The organism is Vibrio profundum (assembly GCF_050337555.1).
Lineage (GTDB): Bacteria > Pseudomonadota > Gammaproteobacteria > Enterobacterales > Vibrionaceae > Vibrio > Vibrio profundum.
In genome coordinates this window covers 539,140-563,746 of record NZ_JAKJTA010000003.1, presented here as the reverse complement: position 1 = coordinate 563,746, position 24,607 = coordinate 539,140, and the positions used below count along the sequence as shown (strand labels likewise).

Annotated in this window: 23 protein-coding genes; 11 read left to right on the top strand and 12 right to left on the bottom strand. The window is 46.2% G+C overall.

Annotated elements, in window-relative coordinates:
- Window positions 1-219: transposase (locus L4C34_RS02525; RefSeq protein WP_428787760.1), on the bottom strand; the 219-nt coding region annotated here is incomplete at its 3' end.
- Window positions 220-375: 156 nt separating this feature from the next.
- Here L4C34_RS02525 and L4C34_RS02520 point away from each other — a divergent pair.
- Window positions 376-1,566 carry a cystathionine beta-lyase gene (locus L4C34_RS02520; RefSeq protein WP_428787759.1) on the top strand — a complete coding sequence of 397 codons (1,191 nt, stop codon included), beginning with the start codon at window positions 376-378 and terminating at the stop codon, window positions 1,564-1,566.
- Window positions 1,567-1,681: 115 nt separating this feature from the next.
- On the opposite strand, the gene L4C34_RS02515 is transcribed toward L4C34_RS02520, so the two are convergent.
- From L4C34_RS02515 to pspA, 4 genes are all read right to left on the bottom strand, one after another.
- Window positions 1,682-2,140, bottom strand: a complete 459-nt coding sequence (locus L4C34_RS02515) for a globin family protein (protein ID WP_428787758.1) — start codon at window positions 2,138-2,140, stop codon at window positions 1,682-1,684.
- Window positions 2,141-2,498: 358 nt separating this feature from the next.
- On the bottom strand, window positions 2,499-2,885 hold the full coding sequence (gene pspC / locus L4C34_RS02510; protein WP_428787757.1) for an envelope stress response membrane protein PspC: 387 nt from the start codon (window positions 2,883-2,885) through the stop codon (window positions 2,499-2,501).
- Window positions 2,878-3,111 carry an envelope stress response membrane protein PspB gene (gene pspB / locus L4C34_RS02505; RefSeq protein ID WP_428787756.1) on the bottom strand — a complete coding sequence of 78 codons (234 nt, stop codon included), beginning with the start codon at window positions 3,109-3,111 and terminating at the stop codon, window positions 2,878-2,880. Before pspB ends, pspC begins: the two co-directional genes overlap by 8 nt.
- Before the next feature lie 16 nt (window positions 3,112-3,127).
- Complete coding sequence (pspA, locus tag L4C34_RS02500; RefSeq protein ID WP_428787755.1) at window positions 3,128-3,796, bottom strand: phage shock protein PspA; 669 nt, start codon at window positions 3,794-3,796, stop codon at window positions 3,128-3,130.
- Between the two features lie 182 nt (window positions 3,797-3,978).
- Here pspA and pspF point away from each other — a divergent pair, with 182 nt between their 5' ends.
- From pspF to L4C34_RS02465, 7 genes are all read left to right on the top strand, one after another.
- Window positions 3,979-4,995, top strand: coding sequence for a phage shock protein operon transcriptional activator (gene pspF / locus L4C34_RS02495; protein ID WP_428787754.1), 1,017 nt, complete (start codon window positions 3,979-3,981; stop codon window positions 4,993-4,995).
- Window positions 4,996-5,088: 93 nt separating this feature from the next.
- Window positions 5,089-6,708 (top strand): ABC transporter substrate-binding protein SapA, encoded by a 1,620-nt coding sequence (sapA, locus tag L4C34_RS02490; RefSeq protein ID WP_428787781.1) that lies wholly within the window; start codon window positions 5,089-5,091, stop codon window positions 6,706-6,708.
- Window positions 6,709-7,671 carry an ABC transporter permease gene (locus L4C34_RS02485; protein ID WP_428787753.1) on the top strand — a complete coding sequence of 321 codons (963 nt, stop codon included), beginning with the start codon at window positions 6,709-6,711 and terminating at the stop codon, window positions 7,669-7,671. It abuts the gene before it with no gap.
- Complete coding sequence (locus L4C34_RS02480) at window positions 7,658-8,545, top strand: ABC transporter permease subunit (RefSeq protein WP_428787752.1); 888 nt, start codon at window positions 7,658-7,660, stop codon at window positions 8,543-8,545. The genes L4C34_RS02485 and L4C34_RS02480 overlap by 14 nt, the downstream gene beginning before the upstream one ends.
- On the top strand, window positions 8,545-9,540 hold the full coding sequence (locus L4C34_RS02475) for a peptide ABC transporter ATP-binding protein (RefSeq protein ID WP_428787751.1): 996 nt from the start codon (window positions 8,545-8,547) through the stop codon (window positions 9,538-9,540). The genes L4C34_RS02480 and L4C34_RS02475 overlap by 1 nt, the downstream gene beginning before the upstream one ends.
- Window positions 9,537-10,340: a peptide ABC transporter ATP-binding protein gene (locus L4C34_RS02470; RefSeq protein ID WP_428787750.1), complete on the top strand. Its 804-nt coding sequence runs from the start codon at window positions 9,537-9,539 to the stop codon at window positions 10,338-10,340. Before L4C34_RS02475 ends, L4C34_RS02470 begins: the two co-directional genes overlap by 4 nt.
- A 141-nt stretch (window positions 10,341-10,481) precedes the next feature.
- Window positions 10,482-10,796, top strand: a complete 315-nt coding sequence (locus tag L4C34_RS02465; protein WP_428787749.1) for a DUF4286 family protein — start codon at window positions 10,482-10,484, stop codon at window positions 10,794-10,796.
- 118 nt (window positions 10,797-10,914) lie between these two features.
- Here the strand turns inward: L4C34_RS02465 and L4C34_RS02460 are convergent, their stop codons facing one another.
- A complete protein-coding gene (locus L4C34_RS02460; RefSeq protein WP_428787748.1) occupies window positions 10,915-11,820 on the bottom strand; it encodes a manganese-dependent inorganic pyrophosphatase in 906 nt (301 codons plus the stop codon).
- 160 nt (window positions 11,821-11,980) lie between these two features.
- Complete coding sequence (locus tag L4C34_RS02455) at window positions 11,981-12,760, bottom strand: class I SAM-dependent methyltransferase (RefSeq protein ID WP_428787747.1); 780 nt, start codon at window positions 12,758-12,760, stop codon at window positions 11,981-11,983.
- Between the two features lie 316 nt (window positions 12,761-13,076).
- Between L4C34_RS02455 and L4C34_RS02450 the strand changes: the two genes are divergently transcribed.
- Genes L4C34_RS02450 through L4C34_RS02440 form a run of 3 tightly spaced genes read left to right on the top strand, consistent with a single transcriptional unit; the run spans window position 13,077 to window position 20,415 of the window.
- On the top strand, window positions 13,077-14,474 hold the full coding sequence (locus tag L4C34_RS02450) for a hypothetical protein (RefSeq protein WP_428787746.1): 1,398 nt from the start codon (window positions 13,077-13,079) through the stop codon (window positions 14,472-14,474).
- Window positions 14,471-15,592, top strand: coding sequence for a TolB family protein (locus tag L4C34_RS02445; RefSeq protein WP_428787745.1), 1,122 nt, complete (start codon window positions 14,471-14,473; stop codon window positions 15,590-15,592). Before L4C34_RS02450 ends, L4C34_RS02445 begins: the two co-directional genes overlap by 4 nt.
- Window positions 15,592-20,415, top strand: a complete 4,824-nt coding sequence (locus L4C34_RS02440) for an OmpA family protein (protein ID WP_428787744.1) — start codon at window positions 15,592-15,594, stop codon at window positions 20,413-20,415. The genes L4C34_RS02445 and L4C34_RS02440 overlap by 1 nt, the downstream gene beginning before the upstream one ends.
- A gap of 104 nt (window positions 20,416-20,519) precedes the next feature.
- On the opposite strand, the gene L4C34_RS02435 is transcribed toward L4C34_RS02440, so the two are convergent.
- From L4C34_RS02435 to L4C34_RS02415, 5 genes are read right to left on the bottom strand one after another with little or no spacing between them, the layout of a single operon-like run.
- The gene (locus L4C34_RS02435; RefSeq protein ID WP_428787743.1) at window positions 20,520-21,353 is read right to left on the bottom strand and encodes a heme ABC transporter ATP-binding protein; all 834 of its coding nucleotides are present in this window, start codon (window positions 21,351-21,353) and stop codon (window positions 20,520-20,522) included.
- Window positions 21,353-22,489 (bottom strand): FecCD family ABC transporter permease, encoded by a 1,137-nt coding sequence (locus tag L4C34_RS02430; RefSeq protein WP_428787742.1) that lies wholly within the window; start codon window positions 22,487-22,489, stop codon window positions 21,353-21,355. The genes L4C34_RS02435 and L4C34_RS02430 overlap by 1 nt, the downstream gene beginning before the upstream one ends.
- Window positions 22,489-23,403 (bottom strand): heme/hemin ABC transporter substrate-binding protein, encoded by a 915-nt coding sequence (locus L4C34_RS02425; protein ID WP_428787741.1) that lies wholly within the window; start codon window positions 23,401-23,403, stop codon window positions 22,489-22,491. Before L4C34_RS02425 ends, L4C34_RS02430 begins: the two co-directional genes overlap by 1 nt.
- The gene (locus L4C34_RS02420) at window positions 23,396-23,827 is read right to left on the bottom strand and encodes an ExbD/TolR family protein (protein ID WP_428787740.1); all 432 of its coding nucleotides are present in this window, start codon (window positions 23,825-23,827) and stop codon (window positions 23,396-23,398) included. Before L4C34_RS02420 ends, L4C34_RS02425 begins: the two co-directional genes overlap by 8 nt.
- A complete protein-coding gene (locus tag L4C34_RS02415; protein ID WP_428787739.1) occupies window positions 23,820-24,596 on the bottom strand; it encodes a MotA/TolQ/ExbB proton channel family protein in 777 nt (258 codons plus the stop codon). Before L4C34_RS02415 ends, L4C34_RS02420 begins: the two co-directional genes overlap by 8 nt.
- Window positions 24,597-24,607: the final 11 nt, after the last annotated feature.

Sequence of the window (24,607 nt, the reverse complement as noted above, 5' to 3'; positions counted from 1 at the left end):
AAGAGCACGAAGCGGGAGAGAGAAGATACCTTTTATCATTAGGGCGGTTTCAATCGCCGTGTCGGTGTATTGAAACCCTCGACCTCGCTTGCCGTGATGGGTCATACATTTCCAGGCTTTCACCGCTGAATCGTCAATCCAAAAAGTAACCCCGCCACGCTGACAGAGTGCTTGGTTGTATGCTCTCCAGTTCGTGATTTTAGCTTTCGACTTACCCATTTTTGTATCCCAACAATCATTCTCAAAAGATCAGATCGTAAGGATGGAAAAAGGTTCAATCGATTTGGGCAACAACGCCCCTTCACACTATAAAGCTTGCCTTTTCAGGGCCCAATATGCTTTAAATAACGGATCTCCCACAGAAAGGATATCTTTATGTCTCATGATAAGAAAACCCGCCTCATTCACGCGGGCAGAGACCGAAAATGGACACAAGGCGCGGTGAATCCACCAATACAACGCGCATCAACCGTGTTATTTGAGTCTGTTGCCGAAAAAAACCAAGCCACCCGTAATCGCGCGGATAAAACCCTATTTTATGGGCGAAGAGGCACCAACACGCATTTTGCTCTACAAGACGCGATGACCGAACTCGAAGGGGGCGCTGGGTGTGCTCTATTTCCAAGTGGTGCGGCCGCGATTGCAAACGCCATCTTGGCGTTTGTTTCAACGGGCGATCACATTCTAATGGTCGATACTTGCTACGAGCCCACGCGTGATTTTTGCGATGTGATGATGAAGAAAATGGGCGTTGAAACAACCTATTATAACCCTTTGATTGGAAAAGGGATCCGAGAGCTCATCCAACCAAACACCAAGGTCCTGTTCACTGAGTCCCCCGGTTCCGTCACCATGGAAGTACAAGATCTCCCAACTCTCAGCGATATTGCTCACCAGCACGGCATAGTCGTGATGTTAGACAACACATGGGGTGCGGGCGTCAATTTCTCTCCGTTTGAATTTGACGTAGATGTATCGATTCAAGCCGCAACCAAGTATATTTGTGGCCACTCAGATATCATGCTCGGCACCGCAACTGCCAACGACAAGCACTGGGATCAACTACGTGAGCAATGCTATTTGATGGGCCAATGCGTATCAGCCGATGACGCCTACCTCGCACTGCGCGGCATCCGGACTTTAAGCGTTCGGCTAAAGCAGCATGAAGCCAATGCGCTCGAAGTCGTCAACTGGTTAGAGCGTCACCCGTTAGTCGATCATGTTAGACACCCAGCACTTCCTTCTTGCCCCGGTCATGAATCGTTTCAACGTGATTTCGCTGGTAGCAATGGTTTATTTTCGTTTGTTTTGAAGACATCTAATTCTGCGGCTACAACAGCACTGCTCGATGGTATGCAGCACTTTGGCATGGGATATTCTTGGGGTGGCTATGAGAGCCTGATTTTGGCCAACGAACCAAAAGATTTTGCGCGTATACGGACATGTGCAAACCCCAATTTCACTGGCACTCTAATTCGTTTGCATATCGGGCTAGAGAATGTGGCTGACTTGATTAACGATCTTGATATAGGGCTGCAACGCTATCACAACGCGCTGGGGGCCTAACTCTCTTACGAATAGTAACTATAACGCACGGATCCATAACGCCCTGGTCCATTACGCCCCAAAAAAGCCGAGACTGAACCTCGGCTTTTTTGATAATTTCTGCTTCCGTTACGGGTTACTTTGGGTACGTTTTGGTATTGGTATAATTAGCACTATCAAAGTCATCGTAAGCTGCGCTTCGCATTACTTCCGCAATTGTCCGGTAGATTTTCACCCAAGCGTCACGGGTACGTTCGTCAAAATCATCCCCTAGCCCAGCTTTCAGCGTATAGATCAAAGCATTGCCAACAGGCGTATAATCGTCAACCGACACACCATATTCAATATGCCGTTTGGCCAGTGCTTCAAGTACTGGCACCAATTTCTCTAGGTCATCCAACCCTTGCACGGCCACCCCTAATGTTGCCATCAACTTCTGGCCTTGCTGTTTCAGATCCGATTTAAATAAAGGTCTTAACTCAGGATCATACTCGAATAACTTGGCGTAAAATATCTCAGCAGCTTTATCGGCAATCGGTGCAACTTTGGCAAAGCTCTCTTGAATCAGTTTTTTCTCTATCGGGGTGATCGACATACAGGCTCCTAGCGCAATAATCCCCCCTAAACAGGGAGGTGTATTTATTGTGGGTTTCAGTCTTTTCTTCCAAGTATAGAGGGGAATATACAACCGACATTAACCGCTTAGAGAAATGTGAGCGAATGCAACCACCTTTCATTCGCAAGTCACTCGCGCGCGACTTTTTAGCGGCATTATCTGATTGTTACCCAGGCGTAGATTGACATGATCGTTAATCAAACTCTCCCCCCAGTGAAGGCACCAACATCAAATACGTAATTATTATGTGGTTGTGGTGATAAGCAGGCACATGTTGGTGTTTCTTCTCGGTGAAACTGAACGCTTGGTTTGCGATAAACCAAGCGTTCACGAAAACCTACAACTTATTGAATTCTTTCTCAAACTGGAAGGCTTCGGAAGTGACATGGGCTTCAATATTCCTCAGCTGCCTCTCCATATTGTCTAAGTCTCGCTCTAGTGTGTTAATCAGTTCACTGGGAGATCGCCCTGCTTGCCAAGGCTTGTTTTTTAACGAATGGTCTTGGGAAGATTTCACCTTCTGAGCGTAATCTACCGGTTCTTTATCCAGCATTAAGGTCATTGCAACGTACGCCAGTAATACCAAAAATGCGCCGCCCAAGACCGCTGCGGAGATCACTAAAATTCGCACTAACCATACTTCAATGGAAAAGTAGTTAGCAAGACCTGCGCACACGCCTGATATTTTGCCATTCACTGGATCTCGATATAACTGCCTACTCATAGCGGCGCCTCCAATTCGGAGACTCTGTATCTAGAATACGTTCGAGCGTATCTATTCGAGTCTGCATACCGTCTGCTTTATGAGATAGCTGCTGGAGCTTTAAATTATCTTGCTCCGACAAACCACCATCTGTTTTTCGTTTAGAGCGGTAATGCAGAAACAACCATAATGGTGCAACAAACACCAAAAATACAATTAACGGACCTGCCATAAAAATCGACCACATACTCCACCCCTATTTATTATTTTTTACCAGCCATCTTCTGTTTGAGCTTCTCCAACTCTTTTTCCACTTCATCTTGTGCCTGCAGTTCCGCAAACTCTTTGTCTAGCGAGTTGCGATCCCCTGAACTGGCTAAGACGTCAGCTTCAGCTTCTAGTTCATCAATTTTTCGAGAGTATTGCTCGAACTTCGCCATCGCTTCGTGCGTTCTGCCGGTATGTAAGTGCTTTTGAATATCTCGTCGATTACTGGCGGTTTGGCTACGGATAGAGAGCGACTGTTGTTTAGCGCGAGTTTCCGTAATTTTGCTCTCCAATTTACTGATTTCGCCCGTAAGCTTGTCAATGGTTTCATCTAGAGCTTGGTGCTCATTGTCCAATTCTTGCATCAACTGTTCGAGTTTTTGCTTTTCAATAATGGCAGAGCGCGCCAGATCTTCTCGCTGCTTGCTAAGCGCCAAGGTCGCTTTGTCTTGCCATTCATCTCGATGCTGAGCAAGAGACGCCAATTTTCGGGCCAACTCTTTTTTATCGGCCATCGCTCTAACTGAGTTAGTACGCACTTCCACTAACGTATCTTCCATTTCCTGAATGATAAGGCGTATCATTTTTTCAGGATCCTCCGCCTTATCTAATAGAGCGCTAATGTTTGAATTTACGATGTCCGCAAATCTAGAAAAAATACCCATATCCCCTCCACAATCTTCCGATTCAGTTGCAACCTAATAACATGGTTGGTGTTACAACATACATGCCAACTTTAAAAAACAATATTTTTCAGCATGTTACCTTGGAACGCATTTAAATAACGAGTATGGTATGATGAAAAAAACCACAATTTAGCTTATTTCACCACCAAATGGAGGCGTATATGCAACAGGACTTAATCGGTGAATCCCCTCGCTTTCTCGCAGTACTTGATAAAGTGAGTCGCGTTGCTCCTATTAAACGCCCCGTATTGATTATCGGCGAGCGAGGAACGGGCAAAGAGTTGATCGCTCAGCGACTCCACTTCCTATCCAAGCGCTGGGATCAACCGCTTATCACTTTGAACTGTGCGACCTTAAGCGAAGGGCTGATCGACTCAGAATTATTTGGTCATGAGTCTGGCTCGTTCACTGGTGCGAAAGGAAAACACTCGGGCCGCTTTGAACGAGCCGAAAAAGGAACGCTATTTCTCGATGAACTGGCAACCTCACCTTTACGAGTTCAAGAAAAGCTCTTACGCGTCATCGAATATGGCCAATATGAGCGGGTCGGCGGGCATACCGCTCGCCAAGCCGATGTACGACTGATCTGTGCAACCAATGCCAATTTGCCCGAAATGGCCAGTGCGGGCACTTTTCGCGCCGATCTCTTAGATAGATTAGCCTTTGATGTCATTCATTTACCGCCGCTACGCGAACGAACCAAAGATATTCTGCTACTTGCTGAGCACTACGCAATCAAGATGTGCCGTGAACTCGAACTGCCCTTTTTCCGTGGATTTAGCGAGTCAGCTAGCCAGCAACTACTTGATTACCCTTGGCCGGGCAATGTGAGGGAGCTAAAAAATGTCGTCGAGCGCGCCGTCTACATACACGGAGAGAACACGCAATCAATCAAGCATCTGGTTTTTAACCCATTTGACCCAGATTGGAATAACCAAAAAAGTCTCGGAGCGCGCAGTGACAGCCCTAAATCTAGCAACCATACTGAACCAGTACGCTGGGAATTTCCCATTAATTACAAAGACTGGCAGCAAGAGGTAGATAAACAGCTCCTCACCGCTGCATTAAATGAAAGCCAGTTCAACCAGCGTAAGGCTGCGGAGTTGCTAGGGCTCAGTTATCATCAATTACGAGGCATGATAAGAAAATACGATCTGGTGAGTAAAGATCTTGAGTGAGCAACGTGGGGAACCAACAATTAGACGATAGTGAGGCGATTGTGCTGACAAGTGTGATAAAACATCACCTAACCAGCGCAACTAATACAGATGATAAAGGCATTATTAAAGTTCACGTTCAGCTTATTTGGCCTAGGTATATTATCAGGCTGCGGTGAGTCTAACGATCATGAGGAAGTGCGCCAATCGGGTTTTGTATACTGTGGTTTAGACGGCTCGCATACGTTTAACCCTCAGTTAGTCGATAACGGAATTACGGCGCAAGCGCTTAGCCCACAATTATTTGATACCTTGTTAACCCTTGACCCCAACACCTTCGAGCCTAAAAACCAATTGGCGCGCAGTTGGCAAGTCAACAAAGAGGGTACGGAATACATATTCACACTCAACCAAGGTGTTCCTTTTCATCAGACATCATGGTTCACGCCCACTCGACCGCTCAACGCGGAAGACGTCGTGTTCAGTTTCCAGCGCATTATCGACAAAAACCATAGCTTTCATCAGGTCGGCGGTGGGATCTACCCATGGTTTGACAGCATTGACTTCGCCAATCTCGTCGACGATGTGACTGCTATCTCCAACGACAAGGTTAAGTTTACGCTTCGCCGAGCAGATAACTCATTTCTGTCCAACATCGCCACTAGCTACGCCGTCATTCACTCCAAACAATACGCCACGCAATTGGCTCTCCAAGATGAAAAACAAAACATTGATAGCCTTCCCGTTGGCACAGGGCCTTTCTTGTTAAGTGAATATCAAGCCAATGATTTCATTCGCCTCATGCAACACAAGCGATATTGGAAAGGGGAAGTGAAAATGCAGCAGGTGGTGTTCGACATTTCCCACCGTGGAACCGGAACTTTTGCAAAATTGCTGCGAAAAGAGTGCGATGTGCTGAACTCTCCCCTGTCCAACCAAATCCCAATCATCAAGCAGCATGATTTTTTGGAGCTGATGGTTAAACCCGCTATGAATATTTCTTTTGTGGCCGTGAATACCACCCACCCCGCCCTCGACGACGCGAGAGTGCGAAAAGCGCTCAGCTTCGCAATAAACAGACAAAATATTCTTGATTCTGTATACTACGGCACGGGCAGCCTAGCCTACTCTATATTACCGCCAAGTTCTTGGGCTTACAGAAAAGATCAGAGCCAAGTTCGTTACGACCGGAACTATGCGATTGCCCTGCTGCGCGAAGCTGGCTATAGCAAAGGATTAGAGTTAACGATGGCCGTTCCTCGGGAGCCTAGAGCGTATAACCCTAGCCCAACGAAAACTGCTGAGCTCATTCAGGCAAACTTGGCCGATATAGGTGTAGATTTGGACATTGTAACCGAAGATCGATTTGACAGTCAGGACAGCACTCGCACTGTTAATGTCGATTTAGCCTTAACTGGCTGGAGCGCTCATACTGGCGACCCTGACAGCTTTTTGCGTCCGCTTCTATCTTGTAATTCCAAGCGTGTTGGCTTAAATGTATCAAGTTGGTGCGATCGAGATTTTGATTCCCTGCTTGATCTGGCGCTCGAAGCAAATAACCCGCGATACAGGCTGAATTTATACCGACAAGCCATGAATATCTTGAACACCGAGTTTCCTGTTATTCCCCTTGCTCATGGCATGCATTTCCAAGCCCATGACGACTCTTTGTCTGGCTTTAGAATCAGCCCATTCAATACACAACCTTTTGATTTAGTTGAGAGAATTAGATAAATGCTTTGGTATTCGCTTCGGCGTCTTAATCTTTTTATCATCACCCTACTGATCCTCACATTAGTTGGCTTTAGCTTGTTACGACTCGCCCCCGATTCACCATGGCTAAATGTGGGTTTCTGGCATGGTTGGTACCTTTACTTGCAAGACTTGCTGCAGCTAAATTTTGGGGTCAGTAAAGCTGGTGTGCCTATTATAAAAGAGCTTGCGGTCGTCTTCCCTGCCACTTTGGAGCTTTGTACCATTGCTTTTCTTATGGCAATCCTCATTGGTATCCCAGTTGGAACCATCGCGGGCATGAAACAAGGAAAATGGATCGACACAGTGATCTCCTTTATCTCAGTTTCTGGTTACTCGGCCCCGATTTTTTGGGTTGCCCTGCTATTGATCATGGTATTTTCACTCCACTTCCAGATGTTCCCAGTCTCTGGCCGCTACGATCTGCTCTATCAAGTGCATCACGTTACGGGAATTGCGCTGATTGACTCCCTATTCGTCAATGACCAATACCGAGGGGAAGCATTCAAAAGTGTTTTAGAGCATTTGTTTTTGCCGTGCTCAGTGCTAGCCCTCACCCCAACCACACAAGTCATTCAATTGATGAGAAACAACGTCACTGAAGTTATGGCCACCAATTACATTCGTGCCGCTCGCATTCGCGGTCTCGCAGTATCAAGAATTGTGTTCCAGCATGTGCTAAGAAACGCCATTCCACCGATCGTACCAAAACTTGGCGTACAGCTATCTAGCATGCTGACGTTAGCAATTATTGCTGAATCCATCTTTAACTGGCCTGGGATTGGCCGCTGGCTACTTGAAGCGCTTTCTAACCAAGATTATGTTGAAATTCAAGCAGGCGTGATCGTCGTCGGCACTTTCGTTTTAGCGGCCAACATCTTATCGGATTTGTTCGGCGCTTTGGTTAATCCGTTAGTAAGGAAAGAGTGGTATGCTAACAAATAGGATCTATCAAGAAGAGCATATCCCAACTCAATTCGAACGATTTTGGCGCAGTTACCGCAACAATAGTGTCGCAATGTTTGGCTTTTGGTGCCTGCTGTTTATTATCGTAGTCACAATAACCGCGCCTTTACTCGCTCCGCATCTTCCTCAAGAGCAGTCACGCTTTTTATTGCTCCCCCCTTCATGGGATATCAATGGCAGTGTCGACTACTTTTTAGGCACTGATGACCTAGGCCGAGATATTTTATCTCGCTTGATCATAGGCTCACAGCTCACCTTTGGCGCGGCGCTGATCATTACTTTTATCGCGACAATCATTGGTTGCACCATAGGAATCCTCGCAGGTATGACCAAAGGGTTACTTTCAAGTACGCTCAACCACCTGCTTGATACCGTGATGTCTATTCCATCAATGTTGCTTGCCATCATTTTTGTTGCCTTTTTTGGCTTTGGTGAAATCAATGTCTTAGTCGCGATTGGCCTTGCATTAATCCCTCGATTTATACGCTCTGTCTATATTGCAGTGCATGCCGAAATCGAAAAAGACTACATCATGGCCGCTCGATTAGATGGCGCGAGAGATTTTTACCTGCTTTGGCAATCCATTTTACCCAACATTCTCGCGGTGATTGCCACTGAGATCACCTTGGCGCTTTCCGTCGCAATTCTTGATATCTCAGCACTCGGCTTTCTCGGGCTCGGTGCCCAACCACCTAGCACTGAATGGGGGGCGATTATTGGCGATTCTGTGGAACTCATTTATTCTGCACCTTGGACCGTCGTGCTACCCGGTTTGGCGATTATGTTTGTGGTCGTTGTGGTCAATTTAGTGGGTGAAGGCGTACGTACTTCACTGAATGCAGGTATCGAATAATGGCGCTGTTAGACGTAAGAAACTTAACCATTGAAATTGAAACCCCACAGGGTATGGTTAGAGCCGTTGATCGCATGAGCTTTGCCATGAGTGAAGGCGAAATTCGTGGACTTGTAGGTGAATCAGGCTCAGGCAAAAGTCTGGTCGCCAAAGCGTTGGTTGGCGTAGACAAACCCAACTGGAATATCACCGCAGATAGAATGCGCTTGGGCGATGTGGATCTTCTTCAGCTCACCAAAGGTGAACGTCGCCGAGTGATTTCTCGTGACATCGCAATGATTTTCCAAGAACCTTCCAGCTGTTTAGACCCTTCCGAGGAAGTCGGTAAACAGCTAATTGAAGCTATCCCATCACGCTATGCAACCGGAAACTTTTGGCGTCGGTTGAAATGGCGTCGAGAACACGCCATCGTACTACTGCACAAAATTGGGATTAAAGATCACGATAGAGTGATGAAAAGTTACCCTTATGAACTCACTGACGGCGAATGTCAGAAAGTAATGATCGCGATGGCTATTTCTACGAAACCAAAGCTACTGATCGCCGATGAGCCGACCAATGATCTCGACCCCATCACACAATCGCAAATTCTGCGCTTGCTGAGCCGCATGAACCAGATCAATAACACCTCTATTCTACTAATCGGCCACGATCTGGCCACGATTACTCAGTGGGCGACACGAATAACCGTGATGTATTGTGGCCAAGCTGTAGAGTCTGCCGATACAAAAAAAATATTAGCAGCGCCCAAACACCCTTACACCGAAGCTTTGCTAACGGCAATGCCAAACTTCAATCAGAACGTACTGCACAAACAGAAGCTACCTTCTTTGCCGGGGACAATCCCCCCTCTCAAGCACCTGCCGATTGGTTGCAGACTGGGACCTCGCTGCCCTCACGCACAAAAGCAATGCGTTGAAACACCACTAGTAAAGCAAGTTAAAAATCATAAGTTTGCATGCCACTTTCCGCTTAATATGGAGAAAAAGTCATGACCGCGCTGTTAGAAGTCAATGACTTATCAAAAGCCTTTTATACTCGTTCAGGCTTATTTCGAAAGAGTATCCAACACGCGGTAAAACCCGTAAGCTTCAGCTTAGAAGCAGGACAAACCATAGGCTTTATTGGCAAGAACGGTTCGGGTAAGTCAACACTCGCGCGCATGCTCGCAGGAATGGTCGAGCCGACTTCAGGCAATATGCTGGTCAACGGTGAGCAGCTTGCACACAAAGATTACTCTACGCGCTGCAAACTTATTCGGATGATTTTTCAAGACCCGAACACCTCACTTAACCCGCGTATTCAAATTGGCCGTATTCTTGAAGGTCCATTGAAAAGAAATACCAATATGACCGCAGAAGCGCGCATGAAGCGAGTAAAAGAGACCTTACTCAGAGTAGGCTTGCTGCCTGAACACGCCTACTTTTATCCGCAGATGCTTGCCGCTGGACAAAAACAAAGGGTGTGTTTGGCAAGAGCATTGATCTTGCAACCTTGTATCATCATTGCCGACGAAGCGCTCAATGGCTTGGATATGGCAATGCGATCTCAGATCATCAATTTATTTCTGGAACTTCAAGACGAAATGGGGGTGGCGTTTATCTACGTATCGCAGCATATCGGCATCATCAAACATATTACAGACAAAGTGATGGTGATGCATGAAGGCGAAGTGGTAGAAGCAGGGAATACTCAGCAAGTCTTTGCCTCACCTCAGCACACCATTACCCAACGCATGTTAGAAAGCCACTTCGACCAAAAGAATTGCTTTGGCAAAAAAAGCAGCCGAGCGTAAAGCTATGCCAATAGCTTGATTAGCTTCAAAAATATCCACCTTCCAGCTCTCAACTTCTCGCATCCTATTGCACAATAGGATGCTGCGCACGCGCATCAAAAATCCACCAGACTGAATCTGCCTGCAAGGAATAATCAAATCATGATCCTTTACGAAGTGAATCTAGAAATACATACAGATATTTTCGATAGCTATATGGAATGGCTGACACCCCACATCAAAGAAATGTTGATGTTTAAAGGGTTCGAGAAGGCAGAGCTTTATGAGAACAGCGAAACCAGTAACAAGGAAGTGACTTGCATTACTGCTTCTTACTATGTTGATAGCGAACAAAATCTGCAACACTACCTAGATGAGATGTCTCAGAAAATGAGAGAAGATGGTCTAAAAAGATTCAGTGGCCAATTCAAAGCGACCAGAAGAGTGTTGAAACAGATAAGCAGTTATTCGAAGTAACGACTTACTGATAAAAACTTTACCGATACAAAAATAATACCGCCAAGCAACCTAAGATTGCTTGGCGGTATCTATCGCAGCATAAAGTATCTAGCGCAGCATAAATTAGCAGTCGGTTTTAAACCAACTCGCCTTGCAACCAAGGCCAACCCTGCTTTTTACGGCTTAGAGTGTTTTCCATCATCAACACGCCGTCTTTTTCATGCTTAATTAGCTTCTCAGCCCACTCACCTTCATAGATTAGGTGTGTTTGCGCTGTTGTGATATCTGTCAGCATTACTGCAGCAAATGCCAACGCATCTTCTTCACAGCGACGCGTCAAATCCGCTTTAAGCTCGTCAATCATGCCATCAACTTGAGCTAAAGTAGCAAGTTCCACTTGGCCTACAACCACATCACGACCGTTGAATGGGTATGCTTTCAGATCTTTTTCAACCAACTGAGCAGCAGTTAGACCTGTGATGTCTGTTTTAGCAATCAAAAGTGCTTTAATAAATGCGTCTAGATCTTCAACACCTGCAATTTCAGCAAGCTCAAGAACCGCGGCTTTATCTTTTTCAGTGCACGTTGGAGAAGCAAAACCAACCGTGTCAGACAAAATAGCCGACATCATCAAAGTCGCTAGCGGCTTAGTGATAGTTGTTTGTTCCATCTTGAACAGGTTGAATAGAATGGTACAAGTACAACCAACAGGCCAAATCCATGCTTCCAGCGGGTTCACTGTCATCACGTCACCAAGACGGTGGTGATCAACAATACCTAGAATTTCAGCATCAGCAACGTCGTCTGGTGCTTGAGCTAGATCGGTGTAGTCCACCAACCAGATTTTCTCGCCCGCTACGCTCGTGCGAAGCTCAGGTTGGTCAACACCAGCCGTTTCAAGGATGTGTTGAGTTTCACGATTGATTTCACCTTGACGAACAGGCTTAGCCTCTAAGCCACGCGCTTTCAGTAGCTCAGTCGCTACCAATGCACTACAAATACTATCGCTGTCAGGGTTCTTATGACCAACCACTAGAATCATTTTATCTTACCTATTACTCATACGACGAATGACTATTCAGTAACCATCGTCTCATTGGTTATTGAAACAAAGGCCGCTACTTTACCTGAATTTTATAAATTGTCATCTTTTGCCAGAGAATTAACCCCAAGTTAGCTTGATATACTTGGGGAAAAGTCGGTCAGAGGATTTGTCGGTGATAAAAGAGCTCGGTTTGGTAGGCGATATCTATCTGTCCATCATATTCGTATTCTGAGAGCAACGCGGTCAGTTTGTCGATAAACGCTTGTCCGTGAGCCACTATTGCACGCTGCGCTTGAGTTGACGATCGGCTCATACCAATAAAAGCACTAGACGGCACCGTCATAACCCACCCCTTGTTCAGCTTAGTCACTTCGTCACGCGGAACAGAAAAGCCTGTCGCAATTTCCTGCTGAAAATCAAATGAACGGTAATGGCGAGAATACCTTGGGCTCATTGCTTCAAGTAGCGTCTCATAATCATTAAGAAAGGCACTTCGTTCAAAGTCTCGGTTATTTTGCATCACGCCGAACACACCATTTGGGTTAAGGCGCTCGCGCAATGCTGCTAATAAATTCGACCTATCCATCCACTGAAACGATTGAGCAGCCAGCACCAAATCCATTTCGGGTAAATCACAAAGCGCCTCCTCCGCTTTTCCGAGCCGCCATTCTACATTCGGGAACTTTTCACGCCCTTTGCTCAGCATATCGTTAGACACATCCACCGCATAGTAACTGTGTTCTGGCCCCATCACTTCCATTAACTGCTCTAACGCAATCCCCGTCCCTGCCCCCAAATCTATAATATTTAGCCCCTCCCCAGAAGCGAAACTACTCGCCAACTGTTCAACTAACACCCGCGGATAACGCGGCCGATACTTGTCGTAGTCTGTCGCTAAACCATCAAATTTCTCGGTGACTATCTGATCTGCTGACATGATTCGAACTCCTTGTGATAAATAGGGCTTAATCAATATCATATTGCCTAATAAACTTTTGCTAACAGGGTTCCACTTTATATGTTGCAACCTTAATAACACCACCATGACGACTCAATAGGATAACGTCTCAGTAGTACAAAATTAGAATGATATGCAAGGCAACATATCGGCATTCTGAATAGTTAGTATCAACACCCTTCGTTAAGTACGAATACCGACGTTTTGCCTAGTGAAACGCTCACTTTGCCTATTCGCTAGGGCTTTTTAGTCCGTTAAAATAGGCGCTATTTTTCTTGAGATGGACGTTTTTTCTATGGATTTTGATTGGGATGATATCCCTAAGGTAATCCCTGCAGGTTATACACCGATACAAGAAGATGTTCCCTTAGTTCGCACTGCGCCTAAAGTGCCAGTGGAGCCGATGCCCGACCACAAAATTGTGGTGGAAATTGCGGGGCAATCGAATAGAACGGCCACCAACTTTTTGCTCGCAAAAACAGATAGCCAGCAAGAACGCATCGCAAGCGAAAAGCACGATGCTGAAAATAAACATCGCAGCCTCGTCACCTTTAGTGAGCTCACCACTGAACCAAAGAATTTGTATATTCGTATTCCGCGTACTGATAATCCTCGCCCCGTCACACTGAAAATTGCCGAAGGTATCCTACCCGTGGCGAAAAGTGTTGTGAAAGATGAATGGGATACGGTATTGGTGCCTGTGATTCCGCTGCGTCCGAGAGGCGATGCGCACCAAGCTTATACCGAAGGTTATGTCTATGTGATGTGGCAGGGCAAGATTTGGCGAGAACTCAGCGTTGACCACAGAAGCTTCTTCTCCGATATCGATATTCACTATCAAAGACAAAAACCTGCTCAGACTCGTCATGTGAACATCAATGGCATGGCACTGCTGCCCGAGACTAACCTCTCGTTTGAAGGCTATCAGTTGCTACAAAATGGTCAGCAGGTGTTTAGCGGCCAACTCGATCTTAACGCACACGACCGCGTATTTGGTTTCACAGAACCAGAAGTGGGCATTTGCTTTCCGGATATTGATCACGAGCCTTTAACGATTGCCACCGAAGCGAGCCCTGCGAAGGTGAAAACGACAGAAAAGCGCATTGTGCAGGGGCTATCGAATCCGCATATTTTGATCCCCTATAAAGTGAAGGGGGAAGTACAAGACACTTGTTATTTATATTATTCAGAAGAAATGCTGGATGAAAACAAGCTCTCTTGGCTGGAAGGTAACCACACAAAAGTGGCCGTGCCCCTGAGCGATTTGTCGACATACAGTCAGCAACAAAGTTTTAGCGGCGACACAGTCTTTAACATCCCAATGGTGGAATCTGGCCTACCCGCATCGGCCAATATTAATACGCGAGTCGACACCGGGATTGCTGCGGTGCACACTCCGCCCGCGAGCCAAACACTCACCCTAAGCTACCTTGTGTGTCAGGCCACCGACCAATCCAACGATTTCTTTATGCTGCGCAATGAAGAGCAAAACTGGTCGCAGATTTGTTATTTCCGCCAAGCCTCCCCTAATGAGGATGGTTTACTTGAATTTAAGTTCCATAGCTGGCCTAAAGAAGTCACCACAGTAGACATTCTGCGCGGCGCGACCGCCTCACTCGGCAAAGGCCACCAACAACTGGTGCCGCTACGCCTGAACGTTTCCCTACAAGATTTACTAAGCGAAAACCAATGAACAAAGCACTGATTATTGCCCTAGCCGGGCTAAGCTTATTTGGCTGCAACGATAGCCAATCGGCGCACAACAAAGAAAGCGATAACGCGGAAAAACCCCACTACACCTTGGCGCAGCTCCATCCTGATCGCACCTATGTGGGTAAGCATAATTACATTACTTATGAGATGAGTGATAAAGCTGAATTCGGCCATAAGAAACTGACTCCGATTTATCAGAAGTTCCCTCAATACCATATCAGCCGCGCAAAAGAGTGGCCGAAAGAAGACATCAACGACCCAAGTGAATATGATTTACCGCGCTTTGAGTTTGTGTGGGCCAACCTTGCCAAAGGGGATAAAGGCTACAACGACTATGAAGGACATTTGAAAGTTTGGAGTATGAAAACGGACGGAACCGATCTTCGCTTAGTCACCGATAAAATTAAAGGCGGTAACGTTAAAGCCCTCACCCGTTCACCGAATAATCGTTATGTCGCTTGGTCGGTTAATGCTGGCTGGAAATCGGTCGTCGACCTAAAAACGGGGGAGCTTTATAAAGTCTCTGACTACGGCCGCTCTGATATGGTGTGGTCGCAAGATAGCCGCTATCTGTATTTTTATACCGACCAATTTAAAAACGAGCGAGGTCGTTGGGATTCAGAAACGGGGGAAATCACGCTAACCAAGATGCACTTCACTACCTCAAGCGTGATACGTGACGGAAAGTTAATCGGGTTATTTCCATTTGGAGTCGGTGTATACAAACAAGATACAGATAAGCTTTTCTTTTCTATGGCTAATAACTTAAAGCTTCCGATGAAAAAAGCGGAAATGACAACTCGTTCCATAGACCCTTCGGGAAGATACGCTTGGGGCTCAAATAATTATTTTGGCTGGCTATTTGATATTAAAAACAAAACATTCCATAGATTAACAAACAATTACACCCCTGCCCAAATTCTCGGTAAAGATGCTCGATACAGTGCACTCAATCGCATGGCTAATATCGTTGTTGTTGACCGAAGAAAAGATAAAGTTTGGTCATGGTACGCCCTATATACTGGCGAACTGGATGGCCGTGGATCTCTTTATAACGGGCTAGCCAATAACGGTTTGTGGTTTAAGGAAGACAACTGATGCCTAACTTAACGGTATTTCAATCTCGTGTATATTTGCTCGGCGCTTATTTTATTAATACAGTACAGCCTGGAGAAATCGATGGGAGCTATTCAAACTGGAACGAACAAGCCGATTTAACCTCAGTGTCTGAGCTCAGCAATGTTCGTCCTATCCCCTTTACCCCAATTATGGTGATGGGAGACGCAGGCAGTGCCGATAACCCACCTAGGCTATGGGGCAGTAATGAAGATGCGCTGATCTGTAACCTGTCGTATCACGATATGCCCGATCCCATTCAACCGGATCAAGAAGGTGCCAGACCTGCCGACGACACGGAAGGGACTATCTTGCGCCATCATAGTCCGGTGCACACATTGGAAGTGGGCCAGAAATTTCCGCTTATCATGCCAACCACCAAGTTAATTGGCCAACTTGCTGATCGCCAAAGTGGCGTAGACAAATTGGCTGACATCATCAAACAGCTCTATATTGGCGTGCCAAAAAATAGCTTACACACTTTTACGGTGAGCAAGGTAAAACTGAGCCAATTAGCCCCCGCGTTTGCCGCCACCACGGGTGAACAGCTCACTGACGAGCAGCAAAGCTATAACGATTGGCTCGCTGCGAGGCACGCGGAAAGCAAGCATCTGCCTGAGCCCGGAATCATCTACGGCATTGTGATTCCCGCGGTACAAGCATTAGGAGTGGTCTTTAGTAGCGATCTCTATATCGGCGCCGAAGTATCATTGGTCAAGCCCGTCAGTTCTCTTGATGCTAGCGCCAATGAAAAAGAAATTGTTCTCGCGGTGAGTGAAGTGACTAAACCCTACCTAGAGAGTGATACCGATAGAAAAAGCGAGAAGGGTATCAACCCAAGTGCGATGTTCGTCCTTCCCTCGTATATTGATCACAATGGGAAAAACATTGCAATTGAGGATGGTTACTACTTATTGAGAATTAAATTTTGGAAAACCGACTACTTGAAAGAAAATACTGAGCTTAATGGTCACTTTCCTGAATCAATTAAAACAGGGCGGCTAAAGTTAGAAAAGTCCCAAGTCAGGCCGGGCTCAGACCACGTTCAAGATGTCTACACCTACGAACTCTACGAAAAGGTCACTTTCAAATCGCTCAGCGGCTTTGGCCAACTCGCTTGTGTTTGTGGGGATTTAATTTCTTTAGAAGAATGTCTGATCTATCAGTTCCCTGAGTCTTTGCCAAGCTACGATCAATTTATGAGCGCCGGTGCTTCCGATACTTCGGAGGCTGCCCTCAATGGCACTGGAATAAAAACGTATAGCTTATTTTCTGCTGTGCGAAATTACTCTACGTCATTGGCTCAAGGCTACGCCAAGGGGGTGAATCCTTTTCAAGCCAGTGTTGGCCGTGGTATTGCCAAAGGGATCTGGGCAATGATTAAAGACGACCACTTGCCGCCACAGATCACCGCAGGCGCGACCGCTTTGCTTGCTTTCGACGCGTTCCAAACCAGTTATGATAAATTAAAAAAAGCGCAAGCGGCTGTCGTCGTTCCTGAAGAAGGCGCTTTTCTAAAAACGACTGGAAAGCAATTAATTCAGGCTTCCGTGGTCAATACCGATGCACTTAAAGGAATGATTACAGACTATAAAGCACTGTATCAAGAACAAGGGCTGACAAAAACATTCGCTAAGCTGTCCAAAACTTGGGTCAAAGGTCAGTTAAAAAAAGACTTGGCTAAAGCGCTACCCGGCGTAACCAATGGCTTCACTGCCTACGACATTTATGAGAAGCTTGAAAAGATACATGGAATGGAAGCACAGTGTGATCAAGCCCGCCAAGAGTTTCATCGGCTGGCACAAGATTATCTTGCTAAGCAAACTATCGTTAGCGCCTACCACCATTGGGCGGCTTCTGTTGTCGAAGCACATCAAAGCCTCGGCCTAAACGATGCTAGCGAGCAATTCTCTGGGGCCCATATTGTGCAAGAGAAGTCGGGTATCGTTATTCGCTTGTATTTTCGTTTCAACAACGATGAAATCCCTAACCAAGACGATGAATTGCACAGTGATATAGAAGCTGCCTGTGAACACCTAAGTGCACTACTAAAAAGCCACCCAGATTACAAACTACGGATAGACGGGCATGCAGGTCGTATTGGAAGCCAAAAAGCAAATAACCAAGTCGCGTCACAGCGCGCCGAACATATTAAAAACGCCATTGTACACGCAGATTCTAACCCTGCTGATGTACAGGCTGATTTAGACAAACGCATATTTACGTTTTCATATGGTAATAGCCAGCCGATAACCTCAGATGATGTTACGGTTAATATGCAGCAAACCCCAGACGACTCTCCATTAGCTATCGACCGCCGCGTAGAAGTGCGAGTCATCATCCCCAACTATGACATAACTCTTCCGCCTAGCCGCACTGGGATGCTAGAGATGGAGAAAGGCCGGCAAATTGTTCAAGGGTGGCTTCTTGGCTTAAACCAGCAAGAAGCGGAATTACGAGACAGCGTTTACAATTTAGTTTTAGGGATCGTTGCTACTAGCGCAACCGTATTTGCTCCAGTTGCCTCTTTACTGTTAGTGGCGAAATCATCATCAGTTTTAGCTGACAGTGCCGTATCTTTTATCTTCCATATAATACAGAGCACAGATTACAGTGAATTCAAGAGGCACTGGGCGCAAGGCGCTAAATTTGAAAACCTCTCTAAAGCACATTTCGAGTTACTTAGAGCATATAAAGACATACAGGTGCATATTGAAGCGCGTTTTTCCACCGCTAAACAGATCGAGACTCACCTCAAAAAATCAGTGACCGCGAAAGAACTCGAAAAGCGTTTTTTGCTAAGAGCTCTAGCACTCAATGGATTAGTGGAATTGATGGCATACATCACATTCCACGCTCGCACACCTGACGAAAGAGAACGTAAATTACAAGAGTATTGCGTTCCAACCTACATAAAAATGTATGTACTCAACGACAATTGGGAAGCACCGTTAAATAGTAGTAATACCTTTGCTCAGGATTGGTTAGACAAAACTCAATGGCTCCGAATTAACCCTGATCTTCCTTTGATAGCAGGCGGGATCACGAATAATAATTGGAGCGTTCATGGCACTTTCAATATTGGCTTCCCTGTGCAGACCTGCTTGTATTCAGATTCTTCTACTGGGCTAAACGACTTTTCATTAACTTTTGACAACTCAATGCAGGAGTTAAATGCGGATGATATCGGTTTTAGTCGCTTACTTATCATGACAGATAGAAATGACGAGACATCGTGGCAGCCGTTTTCATACAACAATAACTTAGACACCCAGCAACGTATTGGCCCGTTTACACGGGTAAAAATGCAGGTGGTGCTAACGAAAGAGGCCAGTGAAGATACGAAAAAGGTCTTTAAGGCCGTCTTATCTTATGGCCTTGATCAGCTATTAAAGTGGGGAGGACCAAGCTTTGAAGTGTTCCTTGCATCACGTGAGTTAAAAGAGCTTACCTACAAAAAGGGAGATGAACTCGAGGAATATTTCTACGGCCAAGATAGCTTAAAAGCCGTTGAATTTGAGCCGACTTATTGGTTTGGAGACTACCAAATTTCAGGCCTAAAACCATTATACCCTTGGTTTACAGATGCTTTATTTGACCGATGGAAATCCAGTGGAGCAGCTCGTTCTACACCTTACTATTTTGCTCTAGATGACCACAAACTTGATTTAGAGTACACGCGTGAAGCGTGGACAAATATTTCAAGTCTGACCTATGGTGTCGATTCGGGCAATACATGGGGTGAGCAATGTAAACTCGACCGCGATGGTAAGATGGTGACGAGCGGAGATCCATTCGTGGTCTATGACGGTTTATTCAACCAAAGCGTAGTGCTCAACGAAGCCGACCTGCTTGTACACGATTTTGTGGTAAGTGAAAATGCGCAAAAAACATCAGGAGTCCCTCAATATTTGAATCATCAAACTGGCGCCCTTTGTGCTCTGGAGATAAACGGGAAATGTCATTGGCTTAACGCCTCTTCTAAAACCTACTTGTCCGATTTTAGTTGGGCTTATGATGAACCAATGTCGCTCGTCGTCGCCATTGTTTCAAACGGAACGAACCAAGCAACTTATAACAGCATGGGCTTAGACGCTAGCACCATAAAAATGAAGCTAGCACTAAACGTTGAAAAGGGCTTATCTTGGTTATTCCAAGATCACAACCAAGGTCCAAATTATTTTGGGGAGCTTGTATATGCGGGCGACGTTGAGTACGGAGAGCTAGTTACCACCAGCCAAGATGGATCTCCTCATATGCGTTATAGCGATGTGGAGATCAAACGTGCAACAGATATCGCTACTCGCTGGGATTCATTCTTAGCTGATGTCAACTCGCAGATTAATGACAAACCTGAACAGTATCTACAAGGCTATTCAGGAAAAGCTCAATTACACTTTGTGAAATTTGAGCTCAACTATGTGTCGCCAACGGGTAAGAAGGTCGAAGGTTTAAGACCATTCGGGCCAATTCTAGATAAGGAAGAAGGTAAAATTGACCAAAGCACCATCGCGATTCACGGCTTGTATCAAGAAGGATTAGAGCCAAGCGCGGCCCAGTGCAGCGTAATCAAGCCTGATAGCTTTGAAGTCATTTTACCCGAGTGTAGCAGTTTCACCGAAGGGGTACCTTGGGTTGAAATCGAAAGCGACGCTTCTCGCGCTGATGCCAACGCCGCCAACTATTGGCGTGAAAAGATGCTAGGAGAAGCAAACGCTCAGCGACGCAAAGAATGGTTAATCGAATGGATTGAGAAAAAACCAGAGATTCGAGTGGCACCAGAGCCCACAACCTTAGCTGGATGACTCACTCTACAAGCTTAGCTGGATGATTGAATCTAAAGGATAGCTTCATCAAATTAGAGCTATTAAAAAACAAGAATGGAAGGCACCTGCCTTCCCTTTTTCGCTCAACTCACCATTAAGTAGCCTTGCTCGGGGTGGCGAATCACTGAGCTTTTGTAGCCATAGGCACAGCTAATATTGTCTTCGGTTAATACCATTTCTGGGGTGCCGTCAGCGATGATTTGTCCTTGATGCATCAAGACCAATCGGTCACAGTAGCGTGCGGCGAGGTTTAAATCGTGCAGCACACTGATCACCGTTCCAGAACGCTGGGTGATCTCAGCGACCGATTGTAATAACTGATGTTGATGGAACACATCTAGCGCCGCAATAGGCTCGTCGAGCAATAACAGTTTTTGGCTATATTGCTGAGCTCCTTGATCAATCGAGGCAATTTGACACAGCGCCTTGGCGAACAGAACTCGTTGCTGCTGCCCCCCTGATAACGTCGGAAAACTGCGTTCGGCAAGGTTTTCCACGTCGACTTGCTGCATGATCGCCTTCATCACCTCATGTTGCTGACGAAGGTTCAACGCTGACTTATATAGCCCTAACCCCACCACCTCTCTCACCGTGAATGAAAATGATAATTGAGTGTTTTGCGGCAATACGGCCACATAACGTGCCAAGTGGTGGGATTGCCACGAGCGTCTTTCTTCTCCTAAAATATTGAGCTCACCATCGTAGCTGACATCGCCAGACACTGCTTTGAGTAATGTACTTTTCCCTGCGCCATTAGCGCCTAAAATCGCAGTATGAGTACCAATTTGTACGGAAAAGGACTCGATATTCAAAGATAACGACTCATCTCCAACCTGCTCACGACGTTGGATAGTCCACTTTTTTCTTGATGAACTTTGTTGATAGTCAACTCTTACTTTATGACAGTTAAGCACCATTAACCTCCAAATCGACGACGTTGCTGCAAAAGAAGGAAGATAAAGAACGGTGCACCAATCGCAGCCGTCACGATCCCGACAGGCAACTGAGCAGGTGTAACCGCAGTTCTTGATATAATATCGGCGAAAAGTAGCAATATTGCCCCTAACAGCGCGCTAAGAAGGAGCAAATGACGATGACTTGGCCCAAGTACCAATCGAATAAGATGCGGAACAACCAAACCAACAAAGCCAATAATACCCGATACCGACACGGCCACACTCACGCCGAACGCCGTAAAAGCAATAAGTTCGAGTTTTAATCTATGGACATTCACGCCTAAATGCCCCGCTTCAGCTTCTCCGAGTAGCAAAGCGTTCAACGCATTCGCTTGTCGCTGAAAATACACCACCAGCCCCACCAAGGTTGCCCAGCACAATGCGATTTGTGGCCAAGACGCCCCTTCCAGCGAGCCCATCTGCCAAAAGCTGAGCGCGCGAAGTTGCTGATCGTCGGCTATATAAGACAAAAGACCAATGACTGCCCCCGCGATCGAGCCCACCGCAATGCCCCCAAGTAGCATTAAGTTGACCGAGGTTCGCCCTAACACTGTGCCTAATCGATATACCAGTATTGTCGCGACCAAAGCGCCAACAAACGCCATCGCAGGCGTCAGCCAAAACGACAGCACTTGCGCAGGCAAAAAGCTCCAATACTGACTGATCGCGCCCGCTGCCACAATAGATAAAGCAGCCCCGACTGATGCGCCGCTAGACACTCCCAAGATACTTGGGTCGGCTAACGGGTTACGAAACAGCCCTTGCATCGCCGCACCGCAAATAGCCAAAATACCCCCAACGGAAATGCATAATAAGGTTCTTGGTAAACGAATCTGTTGAATGACCACATTCAAATAACTATTGAGTTGATAATAGCTATTGAGATCATGATAACGATTAGCATCAGAAAAAGAAGGCGGGTGCCAGCCAACGACATTCATCAGTGATGCGGCCACTTGACCCAAGGTGACCGAAATTGGTCCCATGGCCACCGAAGCCATTGCTGCTCCAAGCAGAACAAAACTGCAAGCCGCCACGTAGCGCTTGAATGGAGGAGCAAGCCGTAATGTACTTTCTTGCTGGATAGATAGACTCACTAACCCTTGCTCCCGCTTATATTATTCGGAGCCAATAGCGGCGCTATGCGCTTAGCTTCTTTAATGGTGGCTAGGCTCAAACCGCCAATTAGTGCATGATAATCGACACCATAGATATGCTGGTCTTTGCCAGCTGGCGTGGCGGCCAATATTGGGTAATGTTGAATCAGCCCTTTGACGCCACCAAAACTATCGAGAATACGTTGTGAGACCAACAAAACATTGGGCTGCATTTTCAGCAAAGATTCTTGCGACATTGGCTTATAACCAGACACTAACGACGCCGCTGGGTTGTCCCCTCCCGCTAAATCAATTAAACGATTGGCCACGGTGCCGCTGCCTGCCACTTGAGGTGTTCCACTGCCTAGAATCAACAAAAATAACGTTGATTCGTGTGAGTTATGTGTTGTGTGGTTGGTTTTAGCAATAGAGGCTAGCCCATCGATCTGAGTATCAATGTTTTCAATTAGTGCCTGACCTCGTTTAGGGTGACCAAGCATTTGGGCAACGTTTTTAATGTTGCCTTTAAGCGCAGCGAGCGTCGCTTTCGACGACAAGGTGATAACTGGTACATGCGCTTGGCGTATATAACGAATGGCTTCTGGCGGGCCCATTTCATCGCTGCCAATAACTAAGGTGGGTTTCACCGACAAAATCCCTTCGGCAGAAAGCTGGCGCTGATAGCCTAATGTTTTCACTTGCGCTGAATCTGGCACCTCACTGGTACTATCCACCGCTACCAGCTGTGAAGTGCCACCCAAGGCAACCACTAAATCCGTCACAGCTGAGCCAATACTGACAATCCGAACGGGCGATTTCTCATTTTGATGCGTTAGTGTTGAGGCCCAAACAGGGCTGAAAAACAAGCTAGTTAACAAAAGAGCAAACCAGCGTTTAAAGTTCAAACTATTCATGGGATTCAGGTTCCAAAACTATTTTACTGTGTTGAATATGGTGAGACTGCAAAAATGCGATCAGGCGTAGAAAGCGCTGTAATGTCGCTTTGCGATCGCCGGAAATAATCAGCGGCCTATCTGGGTTCTGCCGCAACTGCGCAAGGAGTGCAGGCTCCAGTGTTTGCCAAGAATCAAACGTTTTATCGTTCAAACGCCAGTGAGGCGCATTTGGGCTTAGGCTCAAAGAAAGAGGATCGCGCGCCGCAACGGGCTGCAATAGTTGCTCTTGCTTAACCTTTGGAATATCAATATTTAATGTTTGCAAAGGTGCATTAGCGGTGAGCAATAAAAACACTAGAATAATAAAAATCACATCGAGCAGAGGCATAAGATCTGGCGACAAAATATCATCGCCACCGGATGAGGCTTGGCGCTTAATCATAACGCTCCCCTGCCGCTGACGAGTAAGCCAGTTCTACATGTGGGTGAGATTCAGAGTTTTTCTTTGTATTGGTGTGGGTGTTGTTGGTGTAAATGGTATTAGCAAACAAGCCAATACCATCAATACACAAGTTGATTTGATTGGCCAACATGACGATGAAAGATATTTTGTGGTTGCGCCATAGTTTTAAAGTGTGAAACCCCACCAGCGCAGGAATGGCAATAAACAGTCCGACTATCGTGGTCATTAGCGCCATTCCTAGCCCATGCGCGAGCATAGACGGGTTGATGGCCTGATGCACCGAAGCAATTTTGCTAAACATTTCCATTAAACCCAGTACGGTGCCTAATAATCCAAGCAGTGGGCTCACTACGGAAATCAACGCTAGAATATTCAGCCCCGTTCCCAAACGGCGCTCATGCTTATCAATCCAGACCGAAGCTAAATCTTCACGATGTTCACGCGGGATCGCTCGGTGTGCGTGTAACAGGTCGGCCAACTGACGCGTCATGCTGTTTGATTTACCCCATAAAACCAAGCTGTCTGGAGACGCTTTTGAATCTTGAAATGTTCTCAACCCAGCGTGTATTTGCCGATTAGACAAATACGTTTTCGCTCGAAGCAAACCAATGAGGCGATCCAGTAGCAATGCGAAAGCCAACATGGAACACAACAATAACGGCCATTTTACTGGCCCCAACATGGCAATGGCAGAGGTTGCTTCCTGAATGATGAGAGAGTGTTCAATTGTATTAAATATCATAAACATAAATCTATTAT

Coding starts and splice junctions, on each gene's coding strand:
- L4C34_RS02520 (WP_428787759.1), top strand. CDS start 376: ATGTCTCATGATAAGAAAACCCGCCTCATTCACGCGGGCAGAGACCGA.
- L4C34_RS02515 (WP_428787758.1), bottom strand. CDS start 2,140: ATGTCGATCACCCCGATAGAGAAAAAACTGATTCAAGAGAGCTTTGCC.
- pspC (WP_428787757.1), bottom strand. CDS start 2,885: ATGAGTAGGCAGTTATATCGAGATCCAGTGAATGGCAAAATATCAGGC.
- pspB (WP_428787756.1), bottom strand. CDS start 3,111: ATGTGGTCGATTTTTATGGCAGGTCCGTTAATTGTATTTTTGGTGTTT.
- pspA (WP_428787755.1), bottom strand. CDS start 3,796: ATGGGTATTTTTTCTAGATTTGCGGACATCGTAAATTCAAACATTAGC.
- pspF (WP_428787754.1), top strand. CDS start 3,979: ATGCAACAGGACTTAATCGGTGAATCCCCTCGCTTTCTCGCAGTACTT.
- L4C34_RS02485 (WP_428787753.1), top strand. CDS start 6,709: ATGCTTTGGTATTCGCTTCGGCGTCTTAATCTTTTTATCATCACCCTA.
- L4C34_RS02480 (WP_428787752.1), top strand. CDS start 7,658: ATGCTAACAAATAGGATCTATCAAGAAGAGCATATCCCAACTCAATTC.
- L4C34_RS02475 (WP_428787751.1), top strand. CDS start 8,545: ATGGCGCTGTTAGACGTAAGAAACTTAACCATTGAAATTGAAACCCCA.
- L4C34_RS02470 (WP_428787750.1), top strand. CDS start 9,537: ATGACCGCGCTGTTAGAAGTCAATGACTTATCAAAAGCCTTTTATACT.
- L4C34_RS02465 (WP_428787749.1), top strand. CDS start 10,482: ATGATCCTTTACGAAGTGAATCTAGAAATACATACAGATATTTTCGAT.
- L4C34_RS02460 (WP_428787748.1), bottom strand. CDS start 11,820: ATGATTCTAGTGGTTGGTCATAAGAACCCTGACAGCGATAGTATTTGT.
- L4C34_RS02455 (WP_428787747.1), bottom strand. CDS start 12,760: ATGTCAGCAGATCAGATAGTCACCGAGAAATTTGATGGTTTAGCGACA.
- L4C34_RS02450 (WP_428787746.1), top strand. CDS start 13,077: ATGGATTTTGATTGGGATGATATCCCTAAGGTAATCCCTGCAGGTTAT.
- L4C34_RS02445 (WP_428787745.1), top strand. CDS start 14,471: ATGAACAAAGCACTGATTATTGCCCTAGCCGGGCTAAGCTTATTTGGC.
- L4C34_RS02440 (WP_428787744.1), top strand. CDS start 15,592: ATGCCTAACTTAACGGTATTTCAATCTCGTGTATATTTGCTCGGCGCT.
- L4C34_RS02435 (WP_428787743.1), bottom strand. CDS start 21,353: ATGGTGCTTAACTGTCATAAAGTAAGAGTTGACTATCAACAAAGTTCA.
- L4C34_RS02425 (WP_428787741.1), bottom strand. CDS start 23,403: ATGAATAGTTTGAACTTTAAACGCTGGTTTGCTCTTTTGTTAACTAGC.
- L4C34_RS02420 (WP_428787740.1), bottom strand. CDS start 23,827: ATGATTAAGCGCCAAGCCTCATCCGGTGGCGATGATATTTTGTCGCCA.
- L4C34_RS02415 (WP_428787739.1), bottom strand. CDS start 24,596: ATGTTTATGATATTTAATACAATTGAACACTCTCTCATCATTCAGGAA.